The sequence below is a fragment of the Sneathiella sp. D3-11 genome (assembly GCF_055809395.1).
The window spans coordinates 2,136,484-2,162,885 of the sequence record NZ_CM147911.1; the positions used below are offsets into that span (position 1 = coordinate 2,136,484).

The following is a 26,402-nucleotide window of genomic DNA, read 5'->3' on the forward strand; positions in this document are numbered from 1 at the left end:
TTAACCTAGAAATAAATGACAAAAGTTTTGTGAGGACACGGGTCGATGAGCGATAAACCGGATTTCAGCCAATATGAAGAGGCGTTGCGCTATCACGCGCAGGGCAAACCCGGAAAACTTGAAATTGTCGCGACCAAGGCCGTTGCGACCCAGCAGGATCTCTCTCTTGCTTATTCACCGGGTGTCGCCGGACCGTGCCTTGCCATCGCGGACGATCCGGAGCGAGTGTATGACTACACGACGAAGGGCAATCGCGTTGCCGTCATATCCAATGGTACTGCCGTGCTTGGCCTTGGCAACCTTGGTGCACTTGGGTCCAAGCCTGTGATGGAGGGAAAGGCAGTCCTGTTTAAGCGCTTTGCCGATATCGACTGCTTTGATTTAGAGCTTGATACCGAAAACGTTGATGAGATTGTCAATTGCGTTCGCCTGATGGGACCTAGTTTTGGCGGTATCAATTTGGAAGATATCAAGGCGCCCGAGTGTTTTATTATCGAGCAACGCCTGCGCGAGCTTATGGATATTCCTGTCTTTCATGATGACCAGCATGGCACAGCAATTATCTGCGCGGCGGGGATTATTAATGCGCTGGACTTGACGGGGCGGTCACTCAAGAACTGCAAAGTCGTGGTCAACGGTGCGGGCGCTGCGGCAATCGCCTGTCTTGAACTGATCAAGGCGATGGGTTTGCCGCATAACAACGCCATCCTTTGCGATACCAAGGGTGTGATCTATCAGGGCCGTGAAGACGGGATGAACCAGTGGAAATCGGCCCATGCGGTTGAAACAGAAACCCGCACACTGGAAGAGGCGATGGAGGGCGCGGATATATTCCTCGGACTATCCGTAAAAGATGCCGTTAGCAAGGAAATGGTCGGGACTATGGCAGATAAGCCAATTATTTTCGCCATGGCCAACCCGGACCCAGAGATCCGCCCGGAGGAAATTGCTGAAGTTCGTAAAGATGCGATCGTTGCGACGGGACGCTCTGACTATCCGAATCAGGTGAACAATGTTCTCGGATTTCCGTATATCTTCCGCGGGGCACTAGATGTGCGGGCGACAACGATCAATGAGGAAATGAAGATCGCCGCTGCGGAGGCATTGGCCGAGCTCGCGCGGGAGGATGTCCCCGATGAAGTCGCCGCCGCCTACAAAGGTAAGCGGCCGATCTATGGCCCGGATTATATTATCCCCGTGCCATTCGATCCGCGGCTTATCAGCCATGTGCCGACGGCGGTCGCAAAAGCGGCCATGGATAGCGGCGTTGCTCGTCGTCCCATCATCGACGAACTGGCCTATCGTAACGAGCTTCGGGCGCGTCTCGATCCGACGGCAGGCTCCTTGCAGCTTATCCTCGATGAAGTGCGCGCCGCGCCGCGCCGTGTTGTCTTCGCCGAAGGTGAGGAAGAAAAGGTTATCCGCGCCGCCGTCGAATTCCAAAAAGCAGGATATGGCATTCCGGTCCTGATCGGACGCGAGGATGAAATTCGTAAAATCATGGCCGAGATCGGCATTGAAGGCTCTGAAAACATAGAGATTTATAATGCGCGGGAGATGGAGAATCGCGAGAAATATTATAAATTTCTCTATGAGCGGCTGCAGCGGAAAGGCTATTTGCTTCGGGATTGTGCTCGCCTTGTAAATCGGGATCGAAATATTTTTGCTGCCTGCATGGTCGCCATGGGAGATGCCGACGCGGTTCTCACGGGTGTTACCAAGGCGCTTCTCTGTCGCGTTCAAGGAAATCCAGAAAGTGATCGATCCAAAACCGGATCAGCTTGTGATTGGCGTTTCCGTTATTGTTGGTCGTGATCGTACTGTCTTCATGGCCGACACGACTGTTACTACCTTGCCAACGGCGGAAGAGCTTGTCGCCATTTCCAAGGAAACAGCTGAGGTAGCGAGACGCTTAGGCCATGAGCCGCGTGTTGCGCTTCTGTCCTATTCCAATTTTGGCAATCCGAAGCATTACACGGCCGACAGCATTCGCGACGCCGTTGAGATGATGGATCGCGAAGAGCTTGATTTCGAATATGAGGGCGATATTTCCGCAGATGTCGCGCTGGACCCCGACTTGATGGCGAGCTTCTATCCATTCTGCCGCTTGTCCGGACCGGCCAATGTTCTGGTTATGCCCGGCCTGCATTCCGCCAATATCGCAGCGAAACTGTTACCGGTGTTGGGAGAGAGCAAAGTGATTGGCCCGTTGCTTGTCGGGTTGTCAAAGCCGGTACAGATTGTTCCCATCGGTGCAACCGTTTCCGATCTGGTCAACATGGCGGCGCTTGCCGCGCATGAGGCTAGTCAGTAACGAATAGCCTATGTCTTAATCATATAGCCTCTGGTGTAGCTTTCTGTGAGCAATCCAGAATGCTGCGGCGCTGAACACAACGATGTAGATGATATGTAGCATGATGGTGGCGACATCCAACTCCGTGCCGGCGGTGAGTGGACGGATGGCTGCTACGAGATGCGTCATGGGGAAAAACCAGGCAAAATACTGGACGAATTCTGGGAAGCGGCCAATGTCGAAGAAGACGCCACAGAACACGAACATGGGTGTCACCCAGAAAGTGAAGAAATAGGCGAAGAATTCATATCCCTTGGCGTAGGCGGTCGCGACCAGTCCCGCACAGGCAAAACAGATTGAACCCAGAAACACGATTGGCAGGGTCAGGAGCGGTTCAAAAGAAGTCGGGACGCCGCCCCATAGCCAGCCAACAACCAGGACACAAATGGCCGAGAATAGGGCCTTCACCGACGCCCAGAGGATTTCTCCCATCATTAATTCTGCTAATGTAACTGGAGTCGAGAGAATAGCATCCCAGTTTTTCTGTAGGAAATAGCGAGTGAAAGCGCCAATTGATGTCTCGAAACTTGCCGCGAAGGCAGCCGAATATCCGATCATACCTGCGACAACGAACGTCAGGTAACTCATCCCCGACATTGTGTCGATGAAGGATCCCATGCCAAATCCAAAGGCGAACAGGAACAGAATAGGGTTGGCGACGTTCGACACGAGAGAAGAGCCCAGAAGCTTTCTGAACACTCGATACTGGCGATCATAGACCGCCAATACATAAACAGATTCCGGCATTTTCATCGGGCTCAATTCTCCCTCAGTTTTCGCCCGGTCAGGCGTAGGAAAACATCCTCAAGATTGGCGGGTCGATGCAGATAGATCGCCTCTTCGGGCAGATCAGCAATAAATTCTGCAGTGTCATCGACAAAATAGAGCACGGAATCGCCAATGTCCTCCTGATCCCACCGATTTTCGGAAGAGGCGGCGAGGTTGGGTTTTTGCACTTCGAACACAAAACCTTTCACATGGCGTGCGATCAATTCCTTTGGCGTGCCCTGATCTAGGATTGTGCCGTTATCAATAACGACAATCTGGTCACAAAGCCGCTGCGCTTCATCCATATAATGCGTGGTTAGCAAAAGGGTGCGCCCCTCCTTTTTGAGTTCCGTCAGCTGTTTCCAGATGAGCACGCGGGCCTGCGGATCGAGCCCGGTTGTCGGCTCATCAAGGATCACCATTTCAGGGCTGCCAATAAGGGCTCGTGCAATCGTTAGCCGCCGCTTCATCCCGCCGGAAAGAGCATTTACCGGCGCAAATTTCTTGTCATTGAGTTGCATGAAATCGAGCAGTTCAGCCGTTCGCTGATCAATAGCAGATTTGGAAAGCGCAAAATATCGGCCAAACGCGACAAGATTTTCCTGAACCGTGATGTCCGGGTCGAGATTACTTTCCTGCGGTACAAGGCCGATTTTCGCCTTTATCTCCCGTCTCATTCGGCTGGCGGGCTCGCCGAAAACTTTCAGTTCCCCAGAGGTAACTTCAGATAGGCCCATGATCATACGCATGGTCGTGGACTTGCCCGCGCCGTTGGGTCCAAGCAGGCCGAAACACTGTCCTGCCGGTACGGAAAAATCGATTCCCTTGACCACTTCAAGCTTGCCGTAACGTTTGACAAGATTAGTTGCGGTGATGACGGCTGTGCTCTCCATGGGGTCCCTCTTGCGCTATCAGAGCGGGAGGGTATGGAGTTTGACCTCAAAGCGCAAGACTTTGGTCTTCAATATTGAGTTTTGGTTGTTTACTGAGGAATTAGGTGTAAGTCGGCTCGGTGTTGTCCGGGTCATTCTGTTCATACACACCAAGGCCAAGTACGGTGCGGTTGACATACGAGAAATAGGAAACCGCCTGATTTATCTCGAGGATTTCGCCATCTGAGAGCCCCGAATTTCGAAGTTCATCAATCATATTCACGGAAATCTGGTTTGGTCGTGTCGTTAACAGATTGGCATAGAGCATCATTGCGAGATCCGGACCGGCGAGAATATGATCCGGCTGGTCTGCTTCAAATGCGGTCCAGAATCTGTTTGAATAATCTTCATCATCTAAAAGATCGGAGAGGCCCTTGAAGTAAAAATCTGCGCAGTAGTCACAACCATTTAATAGGCTGACATAGACCCCGATCGCATCAATTTTCCATTTCGCGAGCGCGTTGGCACTGTTGTTCAGTACATGTTGGGATAGGATCATATGCCCTTCCATCATATGCGGGCGTAGGGAATGGGCGACCATAACAGTATCGAGTTCCCCGTCCTCACCTCTGATGCGCTCATAAAGGCTTTTAAGAGGACCGTCCGCATGTTCCATCGGGATAGTTCTGATCCAGGTCATTTCGTTTCCCTCGCAAATGCGTACCAGGCAGACGGCACAGCACAAAGACGCGCGGCAAGGATCCGGCATATTTTTCGCAAATGCTTTTGTGCTCCATAAAATTGCAGCCTATATTCGCTGATAGAACCTTAACGAAGTCTTAAGAAAACTCATTCAGTCGGGAGAGGTGAAATGGCAGCTAAACACAAGCATGGCGATCCACTACCGGAGACAGTTCTTCGGGTGAAGAGCCTTGAATCCCTGCTTATTGAAAAAGGGCTTGTTGAGGCAGAGGCACTCGATGCTTTGATTGACAGATATGAAAACAAGGTGGGGCCTAGGAATGGCGCAAAAGTCGTCGCACGAGCCTGGGTGGACGCGGCGTATCGCGAGCGGCTTTTGAAAGATGCGACTTCGGCAGTCGCTGAGTTTGGGTTTACAGGTGCGCAAGGGGAAGAATTGGTGGCGGTCGAGAATACGGACAATATCCACAATGTCGTAGTCTGCACATTATGCTCTTGCTACCCTTGGCCAGTACTGGGCCTGCCGCCGGTCTGGTATAAATCCGCGCCCTATCGCGCGCGCGTTGTTCGTGAACCCCGAAAAGTACTGGAGGAGTTTGGAACCCAGCTTCCGCAGAGTCAGGAGGTGCGGGTGTGGGATAGTACGGCGGAAACCCGTTATCTTGTTATCCCAAAAAGACCTGAAGGCACGGAAGGCTTAGATGAAGGGGCACTTGCGGAGCTTGTCAATCGTGACAGCATGATCGGCACGCGCGAAGCGGATAGCCCGGCTACGGTGGAGGGTGTCTGATATGGATGGTATTCATGATATGGGCGGTATGCATGGCATGGGTCCGATAGAACTTGAGGAGAATGAACCGGTTTTCCATGCAGACTGGGAAAAGCGGATGTTTGCCATGAACAATGCGATTTCTGCTGTGGGCGTTCGCAATCTTGATGAATCACGCCATGCCCGGGAACGCATGGATCCGGCGACATATCTTGCCAGTAGCTACTATGAAATCTGGCTGGATGGCCTTATCCGAATACTGAGTGAAAAAGGCATGATTTCGGAAGAGGAGCTCTCAGGCGATATTCCGCCGGCGCCGGTAACGACGCCACGTCCGGCCCTGAAAGGCCGGGACGTCGATACAGTTATGGACAAAGGCGGAACCTATATTACTGAGGATGGAAAGCCGAGCCGTTTCAAGGTAGGGGACAAAGTGCGGGCAAAAAATTTCCACCCAATTGGGCATACGCGCCTACCACGGTATGCACGAGGGCATGTTGGCGAGATCTTTGCCGACTATGGTCCGCATATCTTTCCGGATGCAAGCGCACATGGCAAAAGCAATCCGCAACCTCTCTACAGTGTGAAGTTTGCCTCTACGGAACTTTGGGGGCCGGATGGCACCGAAGGCGACTATGTTTATATCGATCTGTGGGATGATTATCTGGAGGCGACTGGCGATGGCGCTTGATCCAGTTCTGCAATCCATCAATATCCCGCAGGATGAAGAGGGACCTGTGTTTGATGAGCCATGGCAAGCTCAGGCGTTTGCCATGACAGTCAAACTGAATGAAGGGGGCCAATTTAGCTGGAGTGAATGGGCGGAAGTATTCGGTGCTGAAATCGCAGCGGATACAGTGTCGGGGCAAGGTGTCGGGAATGCTGCCTATTACCAATGCTGGCTTTCGGCACTAGAAAAAATCGTCGATCAAAAAGCATTACTCACGCCTGAACAGCTTTCTGCGCGAAAGGCAGAGTGGCGAGAAGCGTCGGAACATACGCCGCATGGTCAGCCAATTGAAATCCGTAAATCATCGAAATAGATTTGCGTATAGTGTTCCAAAGTCTTATGTCTCTGGTCAAATGAAACTAGAAAACTGGAAAGCATGTGTCTGATAATTTTTCACCGCCATCGCCTGATCCCGAAATTAAAGACAAGCTGGATAAAGCTGCCGAGATAATCACGGGTCATCTCGACAAAGCTTTGCAGGATTGTGTATCCGCCGGGCTTGAGCGTGAACATTTCACGGCGGCCGTGATTGCGACTATGATGCAGGCGGTAGAAACCAGCCTCGGCGGCAATGCTGCAGGCGCTCTTCAGGAAATGGCGCAGATGGCGTCGGAACGTGAAGACGAAACGCCCGTCCAGTAGACGGGCGCTTCAGCGTTAATCCAATGTGTGGATTGGTAGGTCCAGAAGTGCGCGACGGCGGAGCCATTGGCTTGGTCGGTAACGATCTTCCCCGGTAATTTCCTGCAGCTTTTCCATAATCGTCAAGCAATTCCGGGTACCCATATTATCTGCAAGCTCAACTGAACCTAATGGGTAATTGAGCCCCAGCTTCATGCCTTTATCGATATCTTCCGGAGTGGCAACGCCGATCTGGGCCATTTCACAGCCAAGATTTGCGATCATCGCGCGGATACGCTGGGCAACGAAACCCGGGTTATCCTTGATACGCGTCACGCCGCCGGAAACCTCGCTCAACATTGCCATAACGGATTGAACGATTTCTTCGTTGGCACCGGGGGCGGCCATAACAGTCGCGCGGGAGAAAACGCCTGTATGGGTATCGATGGCGACAAGACGTTTCGGATCAAGACCGAGGCGGACACATAGTGCCGTGCAGTCTTCTCCAATTGGATCAGCGAGAATAGGCGATGTGCCATCGTCCTCAGAAAGAACACTCACGCCCAGATCCCGCAGCAAACCATCCAGCGCGGCAGAAGGCTCCGCGAGCACAACACGACGCGCAGGGCTCGCGGAGATTTTCTCTTCTACGTCCGGGCGGATGATTGTGCTGTCCTCGGTATATTCGTAAAAACCGGCCTTGGTTTTTTTACCAAGGCGACCCGCCTCCATCATGCTTTCATGCAGAGGATAGGTAGACAGGCGCTTATCCTGAAAATAGCCGTTGTAAATAATCTGGCTGACCGGAAAATTAACGTCAATCCCCGTTAGGTCAATAAGCTCGAACGGGCCCATGCGGAAACCGCAGGCTTCTCGCATGATGGCGTCCACCTGGAACGGTGTTGCAACGCCTTCAGAGACGATCCTCAGTGCTTCCGTCGTATAGGCACGGCCACCAAGATTAACCAGGAAGCCGGGTGCGTCCTTGACCACGACGGGAACGCGGCCCATCCGCTTTCCGATGACTTCAAGCGCCTTGGTTACATCTTCGCTTGTGTCTGTGCCATTAATGACCTCGACCAGCTTCATCAGCGGGACCGGGTTGAAGAAATGCAGGCCCGCGATCCGACCGCGATGGGTGCAGGCCGAGGCTATGGAGGAAATTCGGATACTTGATGTGTTGGAGGCGATAATGGTGTCTGGGCTGACAATATTTTCGAGTTGCTGGAACACCTTCTGTTTGATGTCGATATTCTCGACAATGGCCTCGACGACCAGATCGCACTCCGAAAGTCCGTCGATGCCCTCAGCAACATGAAGGCGCCCAATCGCTGCGTCGCCTTCACTTTTCTCCATGCGGCCTTTTTCAACGGAACGACTTATCATGGAAGTGATAAAATCTTTCGCTGTTGCCGCGGCACCTTCAGCGGCGTCGAAAATATAAACCAGCATGCCGCCGGTTGCGGATACCTGTGCGATGCCCCGGCCCATTGCGCCGGCGCCGACGATACCAATCTTTAAATCCTGCTTTTGCGGGTCGATACTCATTCTATTTTCCATTATTGTTCTTGTAGAAAGTTATGACCGACTTATACCGTGCGCATGAAATTTGTAAAACCCTACCTTGATGCTAGGGCAGGGAATCCTTACATGACTTAATGATAGTGCCTTATTGGGCTATTCAAAGCTGCGGTTAATAACTGATCGGCAGCAGGCTCGCTCATTTGGAGGAGAATATGTATGCCGCGTGCATCATCATTTAATCACCCGCTGATGCTCGGGTTTGACCGGTTTGACCAGATTCTCGACCAGTTGTCGAAATCTTCGAAGGAAGGTTATCCGCCCTATAATATTGAGCAGATGGGCGATAGAGAGTTGCGCATCACGCTTGCTGTTGCCGGTTTCACCGAGGACGACCTTCAGATAACACTGGAACAAAACCAACTTATCATTCATGGTAAGCAGAAGGACGAGTCGGAGCGTGTGTTTCTTCACCGTGGAATCGCGGCCCGCCAGTTCCAGCGTAAATTTGTTCTTGCGGAAGGGTTGAAAGTTACCGGCGCCGATATGGAAAACGGCCTTCTACATATTGAATTGCAGTTGCCCACGCCGAAAACTGAAAGCCATCAAATCAAGATCAGAAAGAAAAGTTCAAAAAAAGAAATGAAGCCCGTCAATTCGTCGGAATTTATTGAATAATAATTTATTGGGTCGCGTTAAGGAGTATTATAAATGCAATATCAGGAAGCTACTCTCCGCCAGCTAAGTCCCGCTGCCTTTGGTATGCTGGGATCTATGGATATGGCTTATATCCGTGCCGTTGGAGAAAACGATGCCGTTGTGTTTCGCATTTTCGCCGCCAATGGCCAGCAACTCGGAGAAGAAAAATCAGCCGATGCCGCAATGGTTGTCGCTCGCCAGAATGATTTTGAGGCGTTTCTGGTTAACTAGGCGCGGCAACGAAATTTTCTCTCAATAGGATTAGGCGGCGGACTGTGCGCCTTCTTCGGTCAGAATTGCGTATAAAGCGTCCGCATCCTGGCTGCCCCTCAGTTTTTCACATCGCCCCTTGTCCCGTAGCGTGCGGGATACGCGGGCGAGAGCCTTGAGATGATCGGCGCCGGATGATTCAGGAGCCAGCAGCAAAAACATGAGATCGACCGGCAGGTTGTCCATCGAATCGAAATCGACGCTAGTGCTCAGCTTCGCGAATATGCCATACACCTTGTCAATTCCGGGAAGTTTGCCGTGAGGGATTGCAATGCCCTTGCCGATACCTGTGGTGCCTAGACGCTCGCGTTCAATCAGAACGTCCAGAATGTCCCGCTCGGCGCAGCCGGTTACAACAGCGGCGCGGCGAGCCAACTCCTGCAATGCCTGCTTTTTGCTGGTTGCTTTCAGATCCGCAAAGACAGTCTGCGGCTGAATAAGATCACTGATTTCCATGATACCTGATCTGGTTGCTGAATTAAGACGGCAAATAAAATTTATGCGGACTTTTCGACTTTGGGGTCGATCCAGCCGATATTGCCGTCGGGTCGCCGATACACCACATTCAGTTCCCGCGTGGAGGAGTTCTGAAACATCATGGCGGGCAGATTTGCAAGATCCATCCGCATTACGGCTTCGCCAACCGAGCAGTCGGGAATATTTGCGCTACTTTCTGCAATGATCATGGGTTGCCAATCGTCATGGGCGTCCGTTTCGGATGGGTCTTCTTCTGGCTCTGGTGCCAGAACATAGCTTTGGGCGGCAAAGGCCATTTTTGCCTGATACCGTTCTTTACCGTGATGGCTTTTAAGTCGGCGTTTATACCGGCGGAGCTGTTTCTCAACGCGCTCTAAAGCAGCGTCGAAACTGCTATAGGCATCCGTATGATCGGCCGAGGCCGCAACGTCAATGCCAGAACCGATATGAACATTACATTCTGTGTGAAAGTTATGGCTGTTCTTGCTCAGTGTTACTTGAGCGTCGATAGCATTATCGAAATATTTGGAAACGCCGTTTTCCAGACTCCCTTCGATATGCTCGCGAAGGGCATCGCCGACATCAATCTGCTTACCTTTTACAATCACATGCATCTCAATGATCCAATCTTAAGAAGTGAGGCCAATACCCGCCAAAAATAGCGCTAAATTCCATTTGAGGGCGGGACCATAGTTTTTGCGCGTGGCAATGTCAACACACGCTATTTGAAACGGAAAAACGCCGTGCCAGAGGCATCCTTTGTTGCATCCCATTTATGAAGCAATCAACTGCTTCTTCATTCTCCGTCTTTCCACGGACGACGGAATATTCATAGCATCACGATACTTTGCAACGGTCCGCCGTGCAATATCTATCCCCTGAAGCTTCATCAATTCAACGATTTTGTCGTCGGAAAGAATACGATTTGGGGCTTCATCATTCACAAGCTGTTTTAATTTATGCCGGACGGACGCGGCTGAATGGGAATCGCCACCGGATGTCGAGTTGATGGCGGAAGTGAAGAAGTATTTCAACTCAAATACCCCGCGGGACGTAGCCAGATACTTATTGGACGTGACGCGACTGACGGTGCTCTCATGCATCGAGATCGCCTCGGCAATTGTTTTAAGGTTAAGCGGGCGGAGGAATTCAATGCCTTGAGTGAAGAACATTTCCTGCTCTTCGACAAGCGCGGTGGCAACCTTTAGAATAGTATGCGCCCGCTGGTCGAGGGACTTTACCAGCCAGTTGGCGGAGTTCAGGCATTCGGACAGATATTCCTTCTCTTCCTTACGCCGCGATTTGTTGTTGATAACCGAATAATAGCGATTGTTAACCAGTACCTTGGGCAGAGTTTCGCTGTTTAGCTCTATCTGCCAGCCACCGTCCGGCCGCCTGTGAACGAAAACATCGGGCACTACAGTCTGGGCCACCTCACCGCCGAATTGCAGTCCGGGCTTTGGATCGAGGGCCTTGATTTCCGCAATCATTTCGGCGAGATCTTCCTGATCGACGCCGCAAACCTCCAGCAAACCTTTGAGGTTTCCCTCGGCCAGCATCGGCAGGTTTTGAAGAAGTGCTGCAATGGCCGGATCGTAGCGGTTTTTTTCCTTTAGCTGTAAAGCAAGGCATTCCGTAAGATCAGTAGCGAAAACGCCGGTTGGCTCCAAGCTGCGCAACGTTTCTAAAACTGATTGAAGTCTTTCTGCCGTGCAGCCTAGATTCTCTGCCGCGTTGCCTAGATCGCCAACAAGGTATCCCGCATCACTCACCATATCGATTAAGTATGACGCAATCAGTTTGTCTGCTGGCGACAGAGACAGGAGATTTAGCTGCTGACTGAGATGGTCGTGAAGTGACAGTTCCTCACTCAATGTATTCTCAAGATTGAGGTCAGTTCCGGAAAAGGAACTGCTTCCCCCTGAACTTGCCGCCAGAACGCCGGTATTGGCGGCATCCGCGCCAATCACATCCGACGGGGCATCGAGAGCGGCGTCACTTGTATAGATATTGTCGTAATCTGTGTCGATGGCGGTATTTTCAGCGGCTGAAAGGGGGCTTCGTCAGAAATGGTTATTTCTTCAAGCGGTGTAGGATCCCTGTCATTTTCGATGTCTCTATCGTTATCCGCAGTAAGATACTCTTCCTCATCGGGGTGCGTCTCATCGCGTTCAAGGAGGGGGTTTTTCTCCAGTTCTTGCTCCACATAGGCGGCAAGGTCGAGATTGGACAATTGCAACAGCTTAATTGCTTGCTGCAACTGTGGTGTCATCACAAGTTGCTGGCTTTGCCTTAGATCAAGTCTGGGCGTTAGCGCCATTGTCTCTCCTGATCCCCGTCAATCTCAAGCTGTCTAGAGATTGAAGCGATCCCCCAAATATACGCGTCTCACTCCTTCATCGGATACGATTTCCGACGGATTTCCTTCCTTTATGACACGTCCTTCGTTAAGAATATATGCACGGTCAATGATATCAAGCGTTTCACGCACGTTATGTTCCGTAATCAGAACACCTATTCCCCTGTCTTTGAGATGAGAAACCAGATCGCGAATGTCGCCGACTGCGATTGGATCGATGCCCGCCAAGGGCTCGTCCAGCATGATGTAGTTCGGCTGGCCCGCCAGTGCGCGTGCAATTTCAACCCGGCGACGCTCCCCACCCGACAGGGCAATCGACGGCGTGCGACGAAGGTGTGAGATGGAAAACTCTGCCAGCAGGCTCTCTAACTGGTTCTCGCGCTTTTCGCGGACTGGCTCAATAAGTTCAAGAACGGATCGAATATTCTGCTCTACATTCATGCCACGGAAAATCGATGCTTCCTGCGGCAGATAACCGATACCAAGTCGGGCGCGACGATACATGGGGAGGTCCGTAACATCGCGGCCGTCAAGATAAATCGTCCCGTAGTCTGGGCGCAGTAATCCTGAAATGATATAGAAGCTGGTTGTCTTGCCGGCACCGTTTGGACCCAAAAGGCCAACGGCCTCACCGCGGTTGACGGTTATGTCAACGCCACGAAGGATCGGTCTCTTTTTAAAAGACTTCCCGATGTTTTGCGCTCTCAGGCCGGAATTTTCTGCTACCAGTCGCGGGCCCCGATCCAATTCCTCTGTTCCTGTTGTCATATCCGTCTCTAACTCTACTCGCCGGCTTTCTTTTCAGGAACAAAAATCCCTTTTACACGGCCTGTGCTGCCATCTGTCGCGCCGCCGCCTTCAACGCGGCTTTTGCCGGTGATCAGATCCAGGGTCAGCTTGTTGCCACGCAGAACATTCTTTCCCTGCGTTAATACCACATTTCCCTGCAAATCAATTTGCTTATTTGTAACATCGTAGACGCCTTTGTCGCCCTGCGCTGTTTCGCGCGGGCTGGAGAGAAAAACATCCCCTAAGGCGTCGATCTGGCGAATGTTGGCGGGCTCTCCATTTGTTGACTGGTTTTTGTCGGAATAATGCACCATCAGCTTGGCGGCCCGCATCCTGATCTCGCCCTGAACAACCTGAACATTCCCCTCAAAAATGGCAAGCTGGTTGGCTTGCTGCACTTCTAACGAGTCTGCCGTGATCTCAATCGGCTGGTTGGTGTCAATGCTACCCCCCGTGAGTGCAGATTGCGCCAATGTGCTTTGTGGCAGGCCGATTAAAAGCAGGCCAATGGCAAGGGTCAGTATATTCACTTTTTTTGTCAGCCTGCGCATTTGGGGATGTCCAAGATTCTTTATTAAGGATTGATAGTCATTTTGACATTACCGTCAAATCGTATGTTACCAGTAATCTGGTTCGCGGCAATACCATCCGCTTCAATGGCACCGAGCGGCCCGTGACCTTTCAGTCGATTGTCGCTTGTGATTGTCCGTTTCTTCAGGTTGACCTGAGCTGAATTGGCAGAGAACTGGTTGCCACTGTCGCTGAAAATGTCAATCACGCCATAGAGATCGAGCACGCCGGTTTCCGTGTCCAGTTCACCCGCAGGCGCAGAGATTGAAATCCAGTCTTTACTGGGAAGTGTGATATCTGCCTGAATATTCGTAAGTGAGACAAGAGAGGCCGTTGCTGTCTTCTGCGTCGCTGTATCCGCCGTCACGACATATTGCCGCTCGTTAATATCACTTGCGACATACTGCGGATTTTTCATCGTCAGCCCGTCATCGGATACCGTGACATCCGCATAGTCGAGCTTGAAGCCTTCGGGCTTATCAAGATTGGGGAGGATAAATGCCAGGCCGACCAGAAGGATTGCCAGTCCCAACAGTATGAATTTGATAACGGAAACAAAATGGCTGTATCGGGCGTTGAACTTCAATTCAGCCAGACCCGGTGTGCCAACGAAGTCCGCTGTGCCGGCAAGTGTCTCGTTGGAGATTTCATCTTTTGTTGGTAGGGCATCTACGCGCTTCATGTTTTACATGACCCCGCTGCGCAGGCAGTCATGTACGCTGATGATGCCAATCGTCTGGCCGTCATCGACCACGAAAAGACAAGTAATGCCGTTAAAGCCGGTGGAATTCATCTGGGCGAGGGCTTCACCTGCAAGCGCTCTGGACGTAATCGTCTGCGGGTCGCGTGTCATGACTTCACTAACGGGTTTGCCAAGAAGGTCTGCGCCCATATGGCGCCGCAAGTCACCATCCGTAATGATTCCGATAAGCGCTTCGTTCGCATTTAGAATGCCAACGCAGCCGAAGCTTTTCGTTGATATTTCTATCAGCGCTTCGCTCATCAATGTGTTTTCACCGACAAGTGGCATGGCCTCTCCGGTATGCATCAGGTCGGCAACCTTGATCAGGGAGCCGCCAAGCTTCCCGCCCGGGTGAAAGACGCGGAACTGTTCTGCATCGAAACCACGGCGGGAAAGCAGAGCAACTGCCAACGCATCCCCCATCGCCAAGGCAGCCGTTGTCGAGGTTGTCGGCGCCAGACCCATCGGGCAGGCCTCCGGAACATCCGGCAGGAGCAACAGCGCATCGGCGCGTCGGCCAAGTGTACTATCCGCCTTGCCAACGATCGCGATAAGCGGGATATGGAACCGCCGGGTATAGGCAATGATATCGCTTAGCTCTTTCGTGCCACCGGAATTCGACAGACATATCACGACATCGTCCTTGGTGATCATGCCAAGATCGCCGTGGCTTGCCTCTGCTGGATGAACGAATTGCGCAGGTGTGCCCGTGGACGCAAGTGTCGCGGCAATCTTATTGCCGATATGCCCGCTTTTGCCCATGCCGCTGACAATGACCCGGCCACGTGCCTTAAAGATAAAATCTAAGGCTTTGATAAATTCATCGTTGAGATCTTCCAGCAGCTGCAAAATCGCATCGGCCTCTGTTCTCAGGACTTTTCGGGCGGCAACAAGGTCGTTCGTTTCGTCAACTCCCATCGTTGCCGCGCCCTTTGAAATTGCCATTAGCCGATCCGTCATCTGTTTGCGTTTCCCGGCGCCAAAAAAATCGGGCCGACGCGCCATCGCTGAACTTCATCAATATATAAGAAAATTGTGCCTTCTTAACAAGGTTAATAGCGCTTTGCCACTATACGCTAACTATGTGCGAAGATGTCTGTGTCTGGCCATCCTGCAAGATCGAGTTGTGCACGCGTTGGCAAAAATTTGAAACATTGCGCTGCAATCTCCGCTCGCCCTTCGCGTATTAGCATTTCATCAAGGCGTTCTTTCAGCTGATGCAGATAGAGAACATCGGATGCGGCATATTCCATTTGCGCATCGCTAAGCTCATCCGCGCCCCAGTCGGAAGATTGCTGTTGCTTTGAGATATCAATGCCAAGAACCTCCTGACAGAGGTTCTTCAGCCCATGCCGATCGGTGTAGGTCCTGATCAGGCGGGAGGCGATTTTTGTGCAGTAAACTGGCGCGCAGGTCACATTGAGATAATGTTCCATCACGGCAATATCGAACCGGCCGAAATGGAAAATTTTGAGCCGTTCCGGATCACTAAGCTGCCGGACGAGATTTGGTGCATCATAGCTTTGCCCATTGAACTTGACGAGATGTGCGTTCCCATCGCCGGACGAAAGCTGAACAAGACAAAGCCTGTCACGATGCGGGAGAAGTCCCATTGTCTCACTGTCCACTGCAATGGACGGTCCGAGATCGACATCGTCAGGAAGGTCGCCATGATGTAGAAAAATTGCCATTTCATCCTCCGGTAACGGCTAGTGCAGCGAGAAGGATGGGGCATAACCGTAAATATATGCTAAAGCATTGGTGCCCAGGAGAAGACTCGAACTTCCACTTCCATACAGAAACTAGCACCTGAAGCTAGCGCGTCTACCAATTCCGCCACCTGGGCAACTTATCGTCGCCTCTGATATAAAGCGCATGGCCGTATGTCAACAAACTTCGTCAAAAGAATTGAAGAAATTTACGGTTTGCCCTTGGCGTTGCAGAGCTAAACGGGTAGATATTGGCATTAACTGAGGTATTTCGGGTGGGTGCAAGACCTCGCCGTAAGTAGAGGAACTAGGGAATGTCGGGTCATTTGATTACCATTTTCGGCGGGTCCGGCTTTATCGGCCGGCATCTGGTTGGTCGTCTGGCAGCAAAGGGGTATCAAGTCCGCCTCGCTGTGCGTGACCCGGAAAGCGCGTCCCAATTGATGACGCAGGGCGTCGTTGGCCAGATCGCCGGAGTCAAAACGAATGTCCGGGATCAGCGGTCTGTCGATCGGGCGGTCGCGGGCGCGGACATCGTGATTAATCTTGTTGGCGTACTTTATGAGAAGGGCGCGCAGAATTTTGGGCGACTTCACGTCGATGCGGCAGAGCGCATTGCTGCTGCGGCAAAGGCGGCAGGTGCGACGCAGCTTATTCATATGTCTGCGCTTGGCGCCCGAAAAGATCATGAGGCGGCCTATGCGCGTAGTAAGGCCGTTGGGGAAGAACTGGCAGCCAAGGAATTTCCGGGCGCGACCATTCTCCGTCCGTCGGTCGTGTTTGGTTGTGATGACGATTTTTTTAACCGCTTTGCAACTATTTTGTCTTTGGCACCGGTCTTTCCGTTGGCGGATGGCGGTAAGACGAAGATGCAGCCGATCTGGGTGGAGGATCTCGCGGATGCAATCGTCAGGATCATTGAAACGCCGTCGCAGCAGGGAAAAATCTGGGAACTGACAGGTCCGGATGTTTATAGCTTCAAGGAACTTATGGAGAAGGTTCTCGAATTTACGGGGCGTAAATGTGTACTGTTGCCGGTACCCTCAGCCATTATGTCAGTTATGGCGGGTTTTATGGCCCTTGCACTAGGGCGGCCGCAATTGACTTCGGATCAGGTCAAGATGCTGCAGGAAGATAATGTGGCGAGTGGCAATTTCCCGAATCTTGAGGATATCGGGATTCAACCAAACACGATTGATGCAGTGGTGCCGGAATATCTGCGACGCTATCGTCGGGGCGGCGGCCTGAATTCCATTGCCGCACAATAGGTCCGTATCGGACTTATGTATTTGGGAAATTATGGAAAAATTGCGACCCTAAAACGGTAAGCTGCAAAAATGAACGAATTATACGTCAGTAGTGCTGACATATAATGATTTTTTTGCTGGTATTTTGCGAGCAATTAGGTTATTCAAATCAATAACTGAGAGATTTTCGCGGCTTCGCGCTTCTTGAGGGGACATTCAAGAATGACCCGCCCGCTCGCTGCTATGTCTTAATTTGTAATTTGATCAATGTGACTGTTTTTACCCGAGCCTTTATATTGAGGTTCGGGATGGGAATGCCTGATGACTGAAAAAATGCTAAAGTTTGTCTCTCTGGATAAGAAAATGCCATCCAAGCGCACCGCAGAGACGCGCCGCCAGGATTTCGACGAAATTTATGACGAGTTTGATAGTGACCGGGCCACGGAGCAGTCAAGCCGTTGTTCGCAATGCGGTATCCCCTATTGTCAGGTTCATTGTCCCGTCCAGAATAATATTCCGGACTGGTTGATGATGACGGCGGCAGGTCGCCTGGAAGAGGCGTATGAAGTTAGCCAGTCCACAAACAATTTCCCGGAAATCTGTGGTCGCATCTGCCCGCAGGACAGGCTTTGCGAAGGTTCCTGTGTCATTGAGAAGGGCTTTGAATCGGTCACAATCGGAGCCGTTGAAAAGTATATTACGGACACTGCCTGGGAAAAAGGTTGGGTCAAGCCGACTGTTCCAAGTGTCGAGCGCGAACAGTCCGTTGGTGTTATCGGCGCAGGTCCGGGTGGCTTAGCAGCAGCGGACGAACTGCGCAAGAGAGGCTATCAGGTTCATGTCTATGATCGTTATGATCGCGTCGGCGGCCTCATGATCTATGGTATCCCAAGCTTTAAGCTGGAAAAGGATGTGGTTGAGAAGCGAGCCAAGTTGCTGAGCGACAGCGGAGTAACCTTCCATCTGAATTTCGAAATAGGTCGCGATGCAACGCTTGCCGATCTTCGGGCGAAACATGACTCGATCGTTATTGCGACCGGTGTTTATAAATCTCGGGACATAGCGGTACCAGGAAGTGGTCTTGGCGGAATTGTGCCGGCGCTGGAATATCTGACGGCGTCGAACCGGAAAGGCCTCGGCGATGACGTCCCGGCTTTTGAGGATGGAACACTGAATGCTTCGGGTAAGAATGTTGTTGTTATTGGCGGTGGTGATACGGCGATGGACTGCGTCCGGACAGCTATCCGGCAGGGAGCGAAATCTGTTAAATGCCTTTATCGCCGGGACCGCAAGAATATGCCGGGCTCACTCCGTGAGGTTTTGAACGCGGAAGAGGAGGGTGTTGAATTTGTCTGGCTCTCCGCGCCGAAGGCCTTTCTTGGCGATGGGCAAGTAAACGGTGTCAAGGCAATCGAGATGCATTTGGGCATTGCCGATTCCACTGGCCGACAGGTGCCGGTCGAAATTGAGGGATCGGAATATGACATTCCGTGCGATCTGGCGATCAAGGCGCTTGGCTTTGATGCAGAGGATATTCCTCAACTGTTTGACGAGCCGGGTCTTGAAGTTTCCAACTGGGGCACTGTTTCGGTCAACTTCAAAACGGGAATGACCAATCTGGAAGGGGTATTTGCCGTAGGTGATATTGTCCGCGGGGCGTCCCTGGTGGTCTGGGCTATTCGTGACGGGCGCGATGCCGCGCAGTCTGTCCATCGGTTCCTGACCCATAAACAGATGAATGAACAAACAGTGCTGGCTTCGTAGCGGAGTGGGATGAAAAATGAAAAAGCAAATTGAAAATCAACAAGCCAATCTCTCCTCAGGCGAAGAATTCGTTAAATCTTGGACGGAAAACGCAACGCATTTACAGGCTAACGGACTCTACGACCCGGCTGAGGAAAAAGACAATTGCGGCGTGGGTCTCGTCGCGGCGATTGATGGCAAGGCTTCGCGCGCTGTCGTTGTGGCCGGGATCGATGCCCTGAAAGCTGTCTGGCACCGAGGGGCAGTTGATGCCGATGGGAAGACCGGCGACGGCTGTGGCATTCACGTTCAAATTCCGCAGGATTTCTTCAAAGAGCATATTATGCGGACCGGTCATGAGCCGATCGACGGAAAGCTGGCTGTTGGGATGGTGTTCCTGCCTAAAACGAATTTCGAGGCGCAGGAGACATGCCGGACAATCGTTGAGAGTGAAATTCTTGCATTTGGCTATTATATCTATGGCTGGCGGCAGGTGCCGGTGGACGCGAGCATTATTGGTGAAAAGGCCAATGCGACACGCCCCGAGATCGAGCAGATCATGATCGCCAATACGCGTGGCGTCGATGATGACGAGTTCGAACGCGACCTTTATATCATCCGTCGCAGGATCGAAAAGAAAGTACTGGCGGCGCATATCAGTGGCTTTTATATTTGCACACTGTCCTGCCGGTCGATTATCTATAAGGGAATGTTTCTAGCCGAACAGTTGTCGAGCTTTTACCCTGACCTGCTTGACGAGCGGTTCGTTTCGACCTTCGCGATCTATCATCAGCGTTATTCGACTAACACCTTCCCAACCTGGAACCTGGCGCAGCCTTTCCGGATGCTTGCCCACAATGGTGAAATCAACACCATACGGGGCAATGTCAACTGGATGAAAAGCCATGAGATCCGGATGGTGTCTGACACCTTCGGCGATAAATCAGATGACGTAAAACCCATTGTACAGGCGGGTAGTTCAGACAGCTCGGCCCTTGATGCCGTGTTTGAAGTGCTTGTCCGCGCCGGACGTAGCGCGCCAATGGCGAAAACACTCCTGATCCCGGAAAGCTGGGGTAACAAGGAAAATATGCCAGCAAAGCATAAAGCCCTTTATGCCTATTGTAATTCGGTTATGGAACCATGGGATGGTCCTGCCGCCGTCTGTGCGACTGACGGTCGTTGGGTCATCGCCGGATTGGATCGGAATGGCCTGCGCCCGCTTCGCTATACAATTACCGGCGACAATCTATTGCTGGTGGGGTCGGAGACGGGCATGGTGCCTGTCAATGAATCCAAAATCGTGCGCAAGGGCCGGGTTGGCCCGGGCGAAATGATCGGCGTGGATTTGAAGAAAGGCCGGTTCTTTTTTGATCGCGAATTGAAGGACAAGATGGCTAACGCCCAGCCCTTCGAAAAATGGATCGAAAATACGGTTGATCTTGGCAGCCGGCTTGAAGGCGCCGACGAACCACATCATTTTGACCGTAAAGATCTCCGTAAACGGCAGCTTTGCTCCGGCTGGTCACTGGAAGATCTGGAATTGATCGTACAGCCCATGGCCGAAGATGGAAAAGAGGCTATCGGCTCTATGGGGGATGACACGCCGCTTGCTGTCCTCTCCAAGCATTACCGGGGCTTGCATCATTATTTCCGGCAGCGTTTCAGTCAGGTGACAAACCCGCCGATTGACAGCCTGCGCGAACGCCGTGTTATGACCTTGAAGACCCGGCTGGGCAATCTGAATAACATTCTGGATGAGGACAAGAGTCAGGCGGAAATCCTGTCGCTTGAGTCGCCGGTTCTGACGAATGGTGAGTTCGACGCCATGCAAAAATATATGGGCGATACCGCGCAGGAAATTGACTGCACCTTTGATGTCACGGACGGTCCGGAAGCCCTTACCAAAGCGCTCCGCTATATCCGTGCTGAGGCGGAAAACGCGGTACGTGGCGGCTGCGCCCATTTGATCTTGAGCGATATGAATACGGGGCCGACACGTGCGCCTATTCCGTCAATTTTGGCGGCGGCAGGGGTTCACACCCATTTGGTGAGCGAAGGGCTGCGTACTTTTACCTCAATTAATATTCGTTCAGGCGAATGTCTGGATGTTCAGTATTTCGCCGTTCTCATTGGAGTTGGCGCAACAACGGTAAACGCCTATCTGTTGCAAGAAACGATCATGGATCGCCATGAACGAGGTTTGTTTCCGGGACTTGATATCAAGTCCTGCCTTCAGCGCGCGAAAGAGGCGGTCGATCAGGGCTTGTTGAAAGTTATGTCCAAAATGGGCATTTCGGTGATCAGTTCCTATCGTGGTGGTTATAATTTCGAGGCCGTTGGTCTGTCGCGTGCGCTGGTCGCAGAATTTTTCCCGGGCATGCCCTCGCGGATTTCTGGCATCGGTCTTCCTGGTATCCAGCATAAGGTGCTTGAGCAGCATGAAAAAGCCTATCGCGAGGATGTAATTAGCCTGCCTGTTGGGGGATTGTACCGCTACAGAGCTTCCGGTGAGGTGCATTCTTTCGATGGAGAATTGGTCCATCTGTTGCAATCGGCCGTCGAAAAGGACAGCTATTCTCTCTATAAGAAGTATAGCGAGGGAATGAGCAAGATGGCGCCGGTGAACCTGCGTGATTTGCTGGATTTCAAGTCACCGCGTCAGCCGATCCCGATTGACGAAGTTGAAAGCATTACGGAAATTCGCAAGCGGTTCGTAACCGGCGCGATGAGCCTTGGCGCGCTCAGTAAGGAGGCGCATGAGACTTTGGCCATCGCCATGAACCGGATTGGGGGCAAGTCCGATAGTGGCGAGGGAGGCGAAGATGTGAGCCGGTTTAAGCCGCGCCCCAATGGTGACAACCCCAGCTCTGCAATCAAGCAGATTGCTTCGGGCCGGTTCGGCGTAACGGCGGAATATCTCAATAACTGTGAAGAGATTGAGATTAAGATTGCACAGGGCGCCAAGCCGGGTGAAGGCGGGCAACTTCCCGGCTTCAAGGTGTCGGAAATGATTGCGAAACTGCGGAACTCAACGCCGGGAGTGACCCTGATTTCGCCGCCGCCACATCATGATATCTATTCTATTGAGGATCTGGCGCAGCTTATTTACGACCTGAAACAGATCAATCCTGAGGCGCGGGTTTGCGTCAAGCTGGTGGCGGAAGCTGGTATCGGAACGGTTGCTGCGGGCGTCGCCAAGGCGAAAGCTGATGTCATCATGATTTCCGGAAACTCTGGCGGGACCGGGGCGAGCCCGCAGACATCACTTAAATATGCGGGTGTCCCTTGGGAAATGGGCCTGCCCGAAGTCAATCAGGTGTTGACCCTGAATAAGCTTCGCCATGGGGTGTTGCTCCGGGTCGATGGCGGGATGAAGACCGGCCGTGATATCGTTATCAGCGCCATGATGGGGGGCGAAGAGTATGGCCTTGGGACAGGCGCGCTGGTTGCGCTTGGCTGTATTCTCGTGCGGCAATGTCATTCCAATACCTGCCCAGTCGGTATCTGCACGCAGGATGAGGAATTGCGTAAAAAATATGAAGGGAATGCGGATAAGGTCGTCAATCTCTTCAGTTTCCTCGCGGAAGAGGTGCGGGAGATTCTGGCCCAGCTTGGCTATCGATCCCTGCAAGAGATTATCGGGCAGAGCGGTCTGCTTTCTCAGGTCAGTCGTGGTTCGGCGCATCTTGATGATCTCGATCTGAACCCGTTATTGGCGGAAGCCGATGCAGGAAATAACCCCAGATATTGCGTCAATGAGGGACCGGTTCCTGTTCCTGAAACATTGGATGCGCAGATGATCATGGACGCGGCGAGTGTCTTTAACAAGGGCGGCGAGAAAAAGCAGCTTGCCTACAGCATTCGCAATACGCATCGGGCCATTGGTACCAAGCTGTCGTCCCGGATTGTTCGAAAATTCGGAATGACCGGCCTTGAGCCCGGTCATATTACGGTGCGCTTGCGCGGCTCAGCTGGTCAGTCTCTTGGTGCCTTCGCGGTTCAGGGCCTGAAGCTGGAAGTACTCGGGGATGCCAATGATTACTGCGGTAAGGGGTTATCTGGCGGGACAATTGTGGTTCGGCCCGTTACATCCAGCCCTCTCAAGTGGAACGAGAACGCCATCATCGGCAATACGGTTCTATATGGGGCAACATCGGGCGAGCTTTATGCTGCCGGTCAAGCAGGAGAGCGGTTTGCGGTTCGAAATTCTGGCGCTACTTCAGTCGTTGAAGGATGCGGCACTAATGGCTGCGAGTATATGACGGGTGGCATGGTGGCAATTCTGGGCGCTGTCGGTGATAACTTCGGCGCCGGTATGACCGGCGGTATGGCGTTTGTTTATGATGTCGAGGATGTCCTGCCTGTTCATATTAACGATGAATCCGTTGTCTATCAGCGACTCGCGTCCAGCTATTGGGAAGGAGTTCTGAAAGAGATGATAGCGGAACATGCCGAAAATACTCACTCCAAGTTTGCTCAGGCGCTGCTTGCCGATTGGGGGTGGGAGCGGGATCGCTTTTACCAGGTTTGCCCTAAGGAGATGCTGAACAAGCTTGAGCATCCGATTTCTGATGAAGTTGCTCAGCAGCGAGCCTAGAAGCGTTATTTACGTGTGATAGAAAAGCCGAGATACTGCTATCTCGGCTTTTTTAATGGGTAGAATTTTCCCTGCAAAGAGGCGAAATTGCCGCCGTAATTATAGATTTACGCTAATTGATGGCGGTTGATAACGGCGATGTTCTGGCACGGTGTTTGCTTTGTTTCAGGTAGTAAAATGTTGCAAGTTCACACAGGAGAAACAGGAATGGAAAATATAGCTGCCTTTGATACGAATGATATGGGAACTTTACCGCCTAAACTTGCGGATCCGATAATCAGCACAGAATATGTAAAATGGGCGGCACGACGTTTCATTCTGATCTATGGGGAAGAGGCGCCGGAAATGGCCCTAAAACAGGTCACGCGTCTTGACGGACTTGGGAAAATTCGTATTGCAGAAATGTTTGACCGCGTTCGACGTGAATGTGCGCGGCTCTTGAAACAGAGTGAAAATCTCAGGATTTATCCTGTCAACTAACCAGCATGCCGATTAATACAAATTTTTCGCAAAATCGTCCATTCAGCCTATTCTACATTCCTTCCGCATGGGGTAATGTCGCCCCATGCGTACACTCTATCATTTCTGGATATCTCCTGCTTGCCGCAAGGTGCGTCTCGCCCTTGCCGAAAAAGAGCTAAGGTTTGAGCTGAAAATCGAAAAGCCTTGGGAACGGCGCCCGGGCTTGCTGGCCAGAAACCCCGCAGGGGAAGTTCCGGTGCTAATCGATGAGAATGAGATCACATTGGCCGACAGCCAAGCAATTTGCGAGTATCTAGAAGAAACCTATGAAGATATCCGGTTGCTACCCGAAGACCGACTTGATCGCGCAGAAACAAGGCGCCTTATTGGCTGGTTTGATCGGAAATTCTTTAGTGAGGTGACCGATAATCTCGTCGAAGAAAAGATCATGAAGCGGTTAACGAAATCGGGAACACCAAATACGGCCGCCATCCGCGCAGGCCATCATAATATTCACTACCATCTAGAATATATTTCCTATTTAGTGGAGCGGCGGTCTTGGCTGGCGGGCGATCAATTCAGCCTAGCTGACATCGCGGCAACGGCGCAGCTCTCTAGTGTGGATTATCTCGGCGATGTCCCATGGGAGCAGCATCCCTCAGCCAAGATATGGTATGCGCGGGCAAAATCGCGCCCGAGTTTCCGTGCGATCCTCGCGGATAACCTGCCGGGAATGCCAGCGCCCTCACATTATGCCGATCTCGATTTCTAGTTCCTTTCCAGTGTCCGTGGACAAAGCAGCACTTCGCACGGCTGCGCGTGCCGAAGGATTTGACGCGATTGGGTTTGTGTCTGCTGATATCGGAGATATCCCCGGAAAACATCTGAAAGAGTTTATCTCGGCCGGACGTCATGGCGACATGGACTGGATTGTCGAGAAAGCTGCACGCCGTCATCATCCACAGGCTCTTTGGCCGGAAGCTAAATCGGTTATCATGCTTGGACTCAATTACGGCCCGGAGATTGACCCGCTTGCCTATACAGAAGAGAGCGAACACGGGGTCATTTCCGTCTATGCGCAAGGCCGGGATTATCATGATGTCGTCAAGAAGAAGCTCAAACGCATCGCCCGCGGAATCGTCCGGGATTATGGCGGAGACGTAAAAGTCTTCGTTGATACGGCACCGGTGATGGAAAAACCATTGGCGGCTAAAGCAGGTCTTGGCTGGCAGGGAAAGCATACCAATCTCTTAAGCAGGGATTTTGGCTCATGGCTGTTCCTTGGATGTATCTTCACCACGCATGAAATCACGCCTGACCTGGCGACGGAGGGGAGTTGCGGCTCATGTACGGAATGTCTTGATATCTGCCCGACGAATGCCTTTCCTGAGCCGTATCAGCTTGATGCGAGGCGCTGCATCTCCTATCTCACGATTGAGACAAAGGCACATATTGATCGGCATATGAGGCCGTTAATCGGTAACCGGATCTACGGTTGCGATGATTGCCTGGCTGTCTGTCCCTGGAACAAGTATGCGAAAACAGCACGTGAACTGAAGCTCCGGGCTCGCCCGGAACTCATTGCGCCATCGCTTGCAGAACTCGCAACACTCGATGACGCGGCATTTCGGGCTCTATTTTCGGGTTCGCCCGTTAAGAGACTGGGGAGGAACCGGTTCTTGCGCAATGTCCTGATTGCGATAGGAAACAGCGGCCATTTGGCTTTTCTGGAAGTAGTAACACCGCTTTTGAGCGATAGATCGGCAATTATACGGGTTGCTGCAGTTTGGGCTCTGGGGCAGCTGGCCACACCTGAGATTTATGGCCAGCATTTTGATATTCTGGTAGGACAGGAAACGGACGACGCGGTGCGAACGGAATGGTTTTTAAGTAAAGGGAATGAGAATGAGCAGGCTTGAAAGTTTTATCCGGCGCATTAGTGCACAGCGTGATTGCCTGAACCATGCCGCTGCCATTATCGAGGATAAACCGGGAAGTGTGTTAGAACTCGGCCTGGGCAACGGCCGAACATTTGATCATCTCCGCAGTCTGATGCCGGAGCGGGATATCTATGTGTTCGACCGTCATGTAAAGGCGCACCCTGATTGCATTCCGGATTCCGATCATATGATCGTCGGTAATTTTCTTGAAACCGTTCCGACCGCGCTAGAGAAGATGACGGACAAGGCTGTCCTTGCCCATTGCGATATTGGTTCCGGCGACAAGGCGGCCAGTGTCGCGCTTGCCAGAATGCTTGGTGAAAGTCTTCCAAAGCTGCTGGTCACGGGCGCGATAATTGTCAGTGACCAGCCATTTGAGGTGCCAAGCTGGCAATCCCTTCGGCTTCCTGAAGGTGTTGCCGAAGGCCGCTATCACATATATCGCCAGATGTAATTGGT

At 52.0% G+C, this 26,402-nt stretch carries 26 protein-coding genes, 1 tRNA gene and 1 pseudogene; 14 read left to right on the forward strand and 14 right to left on the reverse strand.

Going from position 1 to position 26,402, the window contains the following annotated elements; genetic code table 11:
• Positions 1-45: 45 nt before the first annotated feature.
• Positions 46-2,314 (forward strand): annotated as a pseudogene (locus tag AC0L73_RS10880) (NADP-dependent malic enzyme).
• Between the two features lie 15 nt (positions 2,315-2,329).
• Here the strand turns inward: AC0L73_RS10880 and AC0L73_RS10885 are convergent.
• The 3 genes from AC0L73_RS10885 to AC0L73_RS10895 all read right to left on the reverse strand — a co-directional run bounded on the left by AC0L73_RS10885 (position 2,330) and on the right by AC0L73_RS10895 (position 4,693).
• On the reverse strand, positions 2,330-3,106 hold the full coding sequence (locus tag AC0L73_RS10885; RefSeq protein WP_227948198.1) for an ABC transporter permease: 777 nt from the start codon (positions 3,104-3,106) through the stop codon (positions 2,330-2,332).
• A gap of 5 nt (positions 3,107-3,111) precedes the next feature.
• Entirely contained in the window at positions 3,112-4,014 is a 903-nt protein-coding gene (locus AC0L73_RS10890; RefSeq protein ID WP_227948197.1) for an ABC transporter ATP-binding protein, read from the reverse strand.
• 100 nt (positions 4,015-4,114) lie between these two features.
• On the reverse strand, positions 4,115-4,693 hold the full coding sequence (locus AC0L73_RS10895; RefSeq protein WP_473653742.1) for a carboxymuconolactone decarboxylase family protein: 579 nt from the start codon (positions 4,691-4,693) through the stop codon (positions 4,115-4,117).
• A gap of 171 nt (positions 4,694-4,864) precedes the next feature.
• Between AC0L73_RS10895 and nthA the strand changes: the two genes are divergently transcribed.
• From nthA to AC0L73_RS10915, 4 genes are all read left to right on the forward strand, one after another.
• Positions 4,865-5,485, forward strand: a complete 621-nt coding sequence (nthA, locus tag AC0L73_RS10900; protein ID WP_227948195.1) for a nitrile hydratase subunit alpha — start codon at positions 4,865-4,867, stop codon at positions 5,483-5,485.
• Position 5,486: 1 nt separating this feature from the next.
• On the forward strand, positions 5,487-6,155 hold the full coding sequence (nthB, locus tag AC0L73_RS10905; protein WP_227948194.1) for a nitrile hydratase subunit beta: 669 nt from the start codon (positions 5,487-5,489) through the stop codon (positions 6,153-6,155).
• On the forward strand, positions 6,145-6,507 hold the full coding sequence (locus tag AC0L73_RS10910; RefSeq protein WP_227948193.1) for a nitrile hydratase accessory protein: 363 nt from the start codon (positions 6,145-6,147) through the stop codon (positions 6,505-6,507). Before nthB ends, AC0L73_RS10910 begins: the two co-directional genes overlap by 11 nt.
• A gap of 65 nt (positions 6,508-6,572) precedes the next feature.
• Positions 6,573-6,836, forward strand: coding sequence for a hypothetical protein (locus AC0L73_RS10915; RefSeq protein ID WP_227948192.1), 264 nt, complete (start codon positions 6,573-6,575; stop codon positions 6,834-6,836).
• Positions 6,837-6,851: 15 nt separating this feature from the next.
• Here AC0L73_RS10915 and AC0L73_RS10920 read toward each other — a convergent pair whose 3' ends face one another.
• Positions 6,852-8,363: a 3-hydroxyacyl-CoA dehydrogenase gene (locus AC0L73_RS10920; protein WP_227948191.1), complete on the reverse strand. Its 1,512-nt coding sequence runs from the start codon at positions 8,361-8,363 to the stop codon at positions 6,852-6,854.
• A gap of 192 nt (positions 8,364-8,555) precedes the next feature.
• Between AC0L73_RS10920 and AC0L73_RS10925 the strand changes: the two genes are divergently transcribed.
• Positions 8,556-9,014, forward strand: a complete 459-nt coding sequence (locus AC0L73_RS10925) for an Hsp20 family protein (protein ID WP_227948190.1) — start codon at positions 8,556-8,558, stop codon at positions 9,012-9,014.
• Positions 9,015-9,047: 33 nt separating this feature from the next.
• Positions 9,048-9,266 carry a DUF1150 domain-containing protein gene (locus AC0L73_RS10930; protein ID WP_227948189.1) on the forward strand — a complete coding sequence of 73 codons (219 nt, stop codon included), beginning with the start codon at positions 9,048-9,050 and terminating at the stop codon, positions 9,264-9,266.
• 30 nt (positions 9,267-9,296) lie between these two features.
• On the opposite strand, the gene ptsN is transcribed toward AC0L73_RS10930, so the two are convergent.
• The 10 genes from ptsN to AC0L73_RS10980 all read right to left on the reverse strand — a co-directional run bounded on the left by ptsN (position 9,297) and on the right by AC0L73_RS10980 (position 16,088).
• The gene (gene ptsN, locus AC0L73_RS10935) at positions 9,297-9,761 is read right to left on the reverse strand and encodes a PTS IIA-like nitrogen regulatory protein PtsN (RefSeq protein WP_227948188.1); all 465 of its coding nucleotides are present in this window, start codon (positions 9,759-9,761) and stop codon (positions 9,297-9,299) included.
• Positions 9,762-9,802: 41 nt separating this feature from the next.
• Positions 9,803-10,396 carry a ribosome hibernation-promoting factor, HPF/YfiA family gene (hpf, locus tag AC0L73_RS10940; protein ID WP_473653743.1) on the reverse strand — a complete coding sequence of 198 codons (594 nt, stop codon included), beginning with the start codon at positions 10,394-10,396 and terminating at the stop codon, positions 9,803-9,805.
• A 159-nt stretch (positions 10,397-10,555) separates the two neighbouring features.
• Positions 10,556-11,812 carry an RNA polymerase factor sigma-54 gene (rpoN, locus tag AC0L73_RS10945; protein ID WP_473655443.1) on the reverse strand — a complete coding sequence of 419 codons (1,257 nt, stop codon included), beginning with the start codon at positions 11,810-11,812 and terminating at the stop codon, positions 10,556-10,558.
• Positions 11,749-12,102 carry a hypothetical protein gene (locus tag AC0L73_RS10950; protein WP_473653744.1) on the reverse strand — a complete coding sequence of 118 codons (354 nt, stop codon included), beginning with the start codon at positions 12,100-12,102 and terminating at the stop codon, positions 11,749-11,751. Before AC0L73_RS10950 ends, rpoN begins: the two co-directional genes overlap by 64 nt.
• 33 nt (positions 12,103-12,135) lie before the next feature.
• Positions 12,136-12,909, reverse strand: coding sequence for an LPS export ABC transporter ATP-binding protein (gene lptB, locus AC0L73_RS10955; RefSeq protein WP_227948185.1), 774 nt, complete (start codon positions 12,907-12,909; stop codon positions 12,136-12,138).
• Between the two features lie 14 nt (positions 12,910-12,923).
• A complete protein-coding gene (gene lptA, locus AC0L73_RS10960) occupies positions 12,924-13,481 on the reverse strand; it encodes a lipopolysaccharide transport periplasmic protein LptA (protein WP_227948184.1) in 558 nt (185 codons plus the stop codon).
• Positions 13,482-13,504: 23 nt separating this feature from the next.
• On the reverse strand, positions 13,505-14,182 hold the full coding sequence (gene lptC, locus AC0L73_RS10965) for an LPS export ABC transporter periplasmic protein LptC (RefSeq protein WP_473653745.1): 678 nt from the start codon (positions 14,180-14,182) through the stop codon (positions 13,505-13,507).
• Between the two features lie 3 nt (positions 14,183-14,185).
• Positions 14,186-15,202 carry a KpsF/GutQ family sugar-phosphate isomerase gene (locus tag AC0L73_RS10970; protein ID WP_473653746.1) on the reverse strand — a complete coding sequence of 339 codons (1,017 nt, stop codon included), beginning with the start codon at positions 15,200-15,202 and terminating at the stop codon, positions 14,186-14,188.
• Positions 15,203-15,318: 116 nt separating this feature from the next.
• Positions 15,319-15,933: a ribonuclease D gene (locus tag AC0L73_RS10975; RefSeq protein ID WP_473653747.1), complete on the reverse strand. Its 615-nt coding sequence runs from the start codon at positions 15,931-15,933 to the stop codon at positions 15,319-15,321.
• A 68-nt stretch (positions 15,934-16,001) separates the two neighbouring features.
• Positions 16,002-16,088: transfer RNA gene (locus AC0L73_RS10980), tRNA-Leu, on the reverse strand.
• 177 nt (positions 16,089-16,265) lie between these two features.
• Here AC0L73_RS10980 and AC0L73_RS10985 point away from each other — a divergent pair.
• From AC0L73_RS10985 to AC0L73_RS11015, 7 genes are all read left to right on the forward strand, one after another.
• Positions 16,266-17,219 (forward strand): complex I NDUFA9 subunit family protein, encoded by a 954-nt coding sequence (locus AC0L73_RS10985; RefSeq protein WP_473653748.1) that lies wholly within the window; start codon positions 16,266-16,268, stop codon positions 17,217-17,219.
• Between the two features lie 300 nt (positions 17,220-17,519).
• Positions 17,520-18,962, forward strand: coding sequence for an NAD(P)-dependent oxidoreductase (locus AC0L73_RS10990; protein ID WP_227948179.1), 1,443 nt, complete (start codon positions 17,520-17,522; stop codon positions 18,960-18,962).
• Between the two features lie 16 nt (positions 18,963-18,978).
• Positions 18,979-23,541, forward strand: coding sequence for a glutamate synthase large subunit (gene gltB, locus AC0L73_RS10995; RefSeq protein WP_473653749.1), 4,563 nt, complete (start codon positions 18,979-18,981; stop codon positions 23,539-23,541).
• A gap of 207 nt (positions 23,542-23,748) precedes the next feature.
• Entirely contained in the window at positions 23,749-24,021 is a 273-nt protein-coding gene (locus AC0L73_RS11000) for a hypothetical protein (protein WP_473653750.1), read from the forward strand.
• Between the two features lie 85 nt (positions 24,022-24,106).
• Positions 24,107-24,775 (forward strand): FtsZ-binding protein FzlA, encoded by a 669-nt coding sequence (gene fzlA / locus AC0L73_RS11005; RefSeq protein ID WP_473653751.1) that lies wholly within the window; start codon positions 24,107-24,109, stop codon positions 24,773-24,775.
• Entirely contained in the window at positions 24,756-25,922 is a 1,167-nt protein-coding gene (queG, locus tag AC0L73_RS11010) for a tRNA epoxyqueuosine(34) reductase QueG (protein ID WP_473653752.1), read from the forward strand. The genes fzlA and queG overlap by 20 nt, the downstream gene beginning before the upstream one ends.
• Positions 25,909-26,397, forward strand: coding sequence for a class I SAM-dependent methyltransferase (locus tag AC0L73_RS11015; protein WP_227948174.1), 489 nt, complete (start codon positions 25,909-25,911; stop codon positions 26,395-26,397). Before queG ends, AC0L73_RS11015 begins: the two co-directional genes overlap by 14 nt.
• The last annotated feature ends 5 nt before the right edge of the window (positions 26,398-26,402 follow it).

What these genes read in the sequence shown, in the direction of transcription:
- AC0L73_RS10990 (WP_227948179.1), top strand. Translation starts at nt 17,520, where the DNA reads ATGACTGAAAAAATGCTAAAGTTTGTCTCTCTGGATAAGAAAATGCCA.
- ptsN (WP_227948188.1), bottom strand. Translation starts at nt 9,761, where the DNA reads ATGGAAATCAGTGATCTTATTCAGCCGCAGACTGTCTTTGCGGATCTG.
- lptC (WP_473653745.1), bottom strand. Translation starts at nt 14,182, where the DNA reads ATGAAGCGCGTAGATGCCCTACCAACAAAAGATGAAATCTCCAACGAG.
- AC0L73_RS10950 (WP_473653744.1), bottom strand. Translation starts at nt 12,102, where the DNA reads ATGGCGCTAACGCCCAGACTTGATCTAAGGCAAAGCCAGCAACTTGTG.
- AC0L73_RS11015 (WP_227948174.1), top strand. Translation starts at nt 25,909, where the DNA reads ATGAGCAGGCTTGAAAGTTTTATCCGGCGCATTAGTGCACAGCGTGAT.
- AC0L73_RS10895 (WP_473653742.1), bottom strand. Translation starts at nt 4,693, where the DNA reads ATGACCTGGATCAGAACTATCCCGATGGAACATGCGGACGGTCCTCTT.
- AC0L73_RS10970 (WP_473653746.1), bottom strand. Translation starts at nt 15,202, where the DNA reads ATGACGGATCGGCTAATGGCAATTTCAAAGGGCGCGGCAACGATGGGA.
- lptA (WP_227948184.1), bottom strand. Translation starts at nt 13,481, where the DNA reads ATGCGCAGGCTGACAAAAAAAGTGAATATACTGACCCTTGCCATTGGC.
- fzlA (WP_473653751.1), top strand. Translation starts at nt 24,107, where the DNA reads ATGCGTACACTCTATCATTTCTGGATATCTCCTGCTTGCCGCAAGGTG.
- lptB (WP_227948185.1), bottom strand. Translation starts at nt 12,909, where the DNA reads ATGACAACAGGAACAGAGGAATTGGATCGGGGCCCGCGACTGGTAGCA.
- AC0L73_RS10910 (WP_227948193.1), top strand. Translation starts at nt 6,145, where the DNA reads ATGGCGCTTGATCCAGTTCTGCAATCCATCAATATCCCGCAGGATGAA.
- nthB (WP_227948194.1), top strand. Translation starts at nt 5,487, where the DNA reads ATGGATGGTATTCATGATATGGGCGGTATGCATGGCATGGGTCCGATA.
- AC0L73_RS10920 (WP_227948191.1), bottom strand. Translation starts at nt 8,363, where the DNA reads ATGAGTATCGACCCGCAAAAGCAGGATTTAAAGATTGGTATCGTCGGC.
- gltB (WP_473653749.1), top strand. Translation starts at nt 18,979, where the DNA reads ATGAAAAAGCAAATTGAAAATCAACAAGCCAATCTCTCCTCAGGCGAA.
- AC0L73_RS10890 (WP_227948197.1), bottom strand. Translation starts at nt 4,014, where the DNA reads ATGGAGAGCACAGCCGTCATCACCGCAACTAATCTTGTCAAACGTTAC.
- hpf (WP_473653743.1), bottom strand. Translation starts at nt 10,396, where the DNA reads ATGCATGTGATTGTAAAAGGTAAGCAGATTGATGTCGGCGATGCCCTT.
- queG (WP_473653752.1), top strand. Translation starts at nt 24,756, where the DNA reads ATGCCGATCTCGATTTCTAGTTCCTTTCCAGTGTCCGTGGACAAAGCA.
- AC0L73_RS10985 (WP_473653748.1), top strand. Translation starts at nt 16,266, where the DNA reads ATGTCGGGTCATTTGATTACCATTTTCGGCGGGTCCGGCTTTATCGGC.
- AC0L73_RS10975 (WP_473653747.1), bottom strand. Translation starts at nt 15,933, where the DNA reads ATGGCAATTTTTCTACATCATGGCGACCTTCCTGACGATGTCGATCTC.
- AC0L73_RS10925 (WP_227948190.1), top strand. Translation starts at nt 8,556, where the DNA reads ATGCCGCGTGCATCATCATTTAATCACCCGCTGATGCTCGGGTTTGAC.
- AC0L73_RS10885 (WP_227948198.1), bottom strand. Translation starts at nt 3,106, where the DNA reads ATGAAAATGCCGGAATCTGTTTATGTATTGGCGGTCTATGATCGCCAG.
- AC0L73_RS10930 (WP_227948189.1), top strand. Translation starts at nt 9,048, where the DNA reads ATGCAATATCAGGAAGCTACTCTCCGCCAGCTAAGTCCCGCTGCCTTT.
- nthA (WP_227948195.1), top strand. Translation starts at nt 4,865, where the DNA reads ATGGCAGCTAAACACAAGCATGGCGATCCACTACCGGAGACAGTTCTT.
- AC0L73_RS11000 (WP_473653750.1), top strand. Translation starts at nt 23,749, where the DNA reads ATGGAAAATATAGCTGCCTTTGATACGAATGATATGGGAACTTTACCG.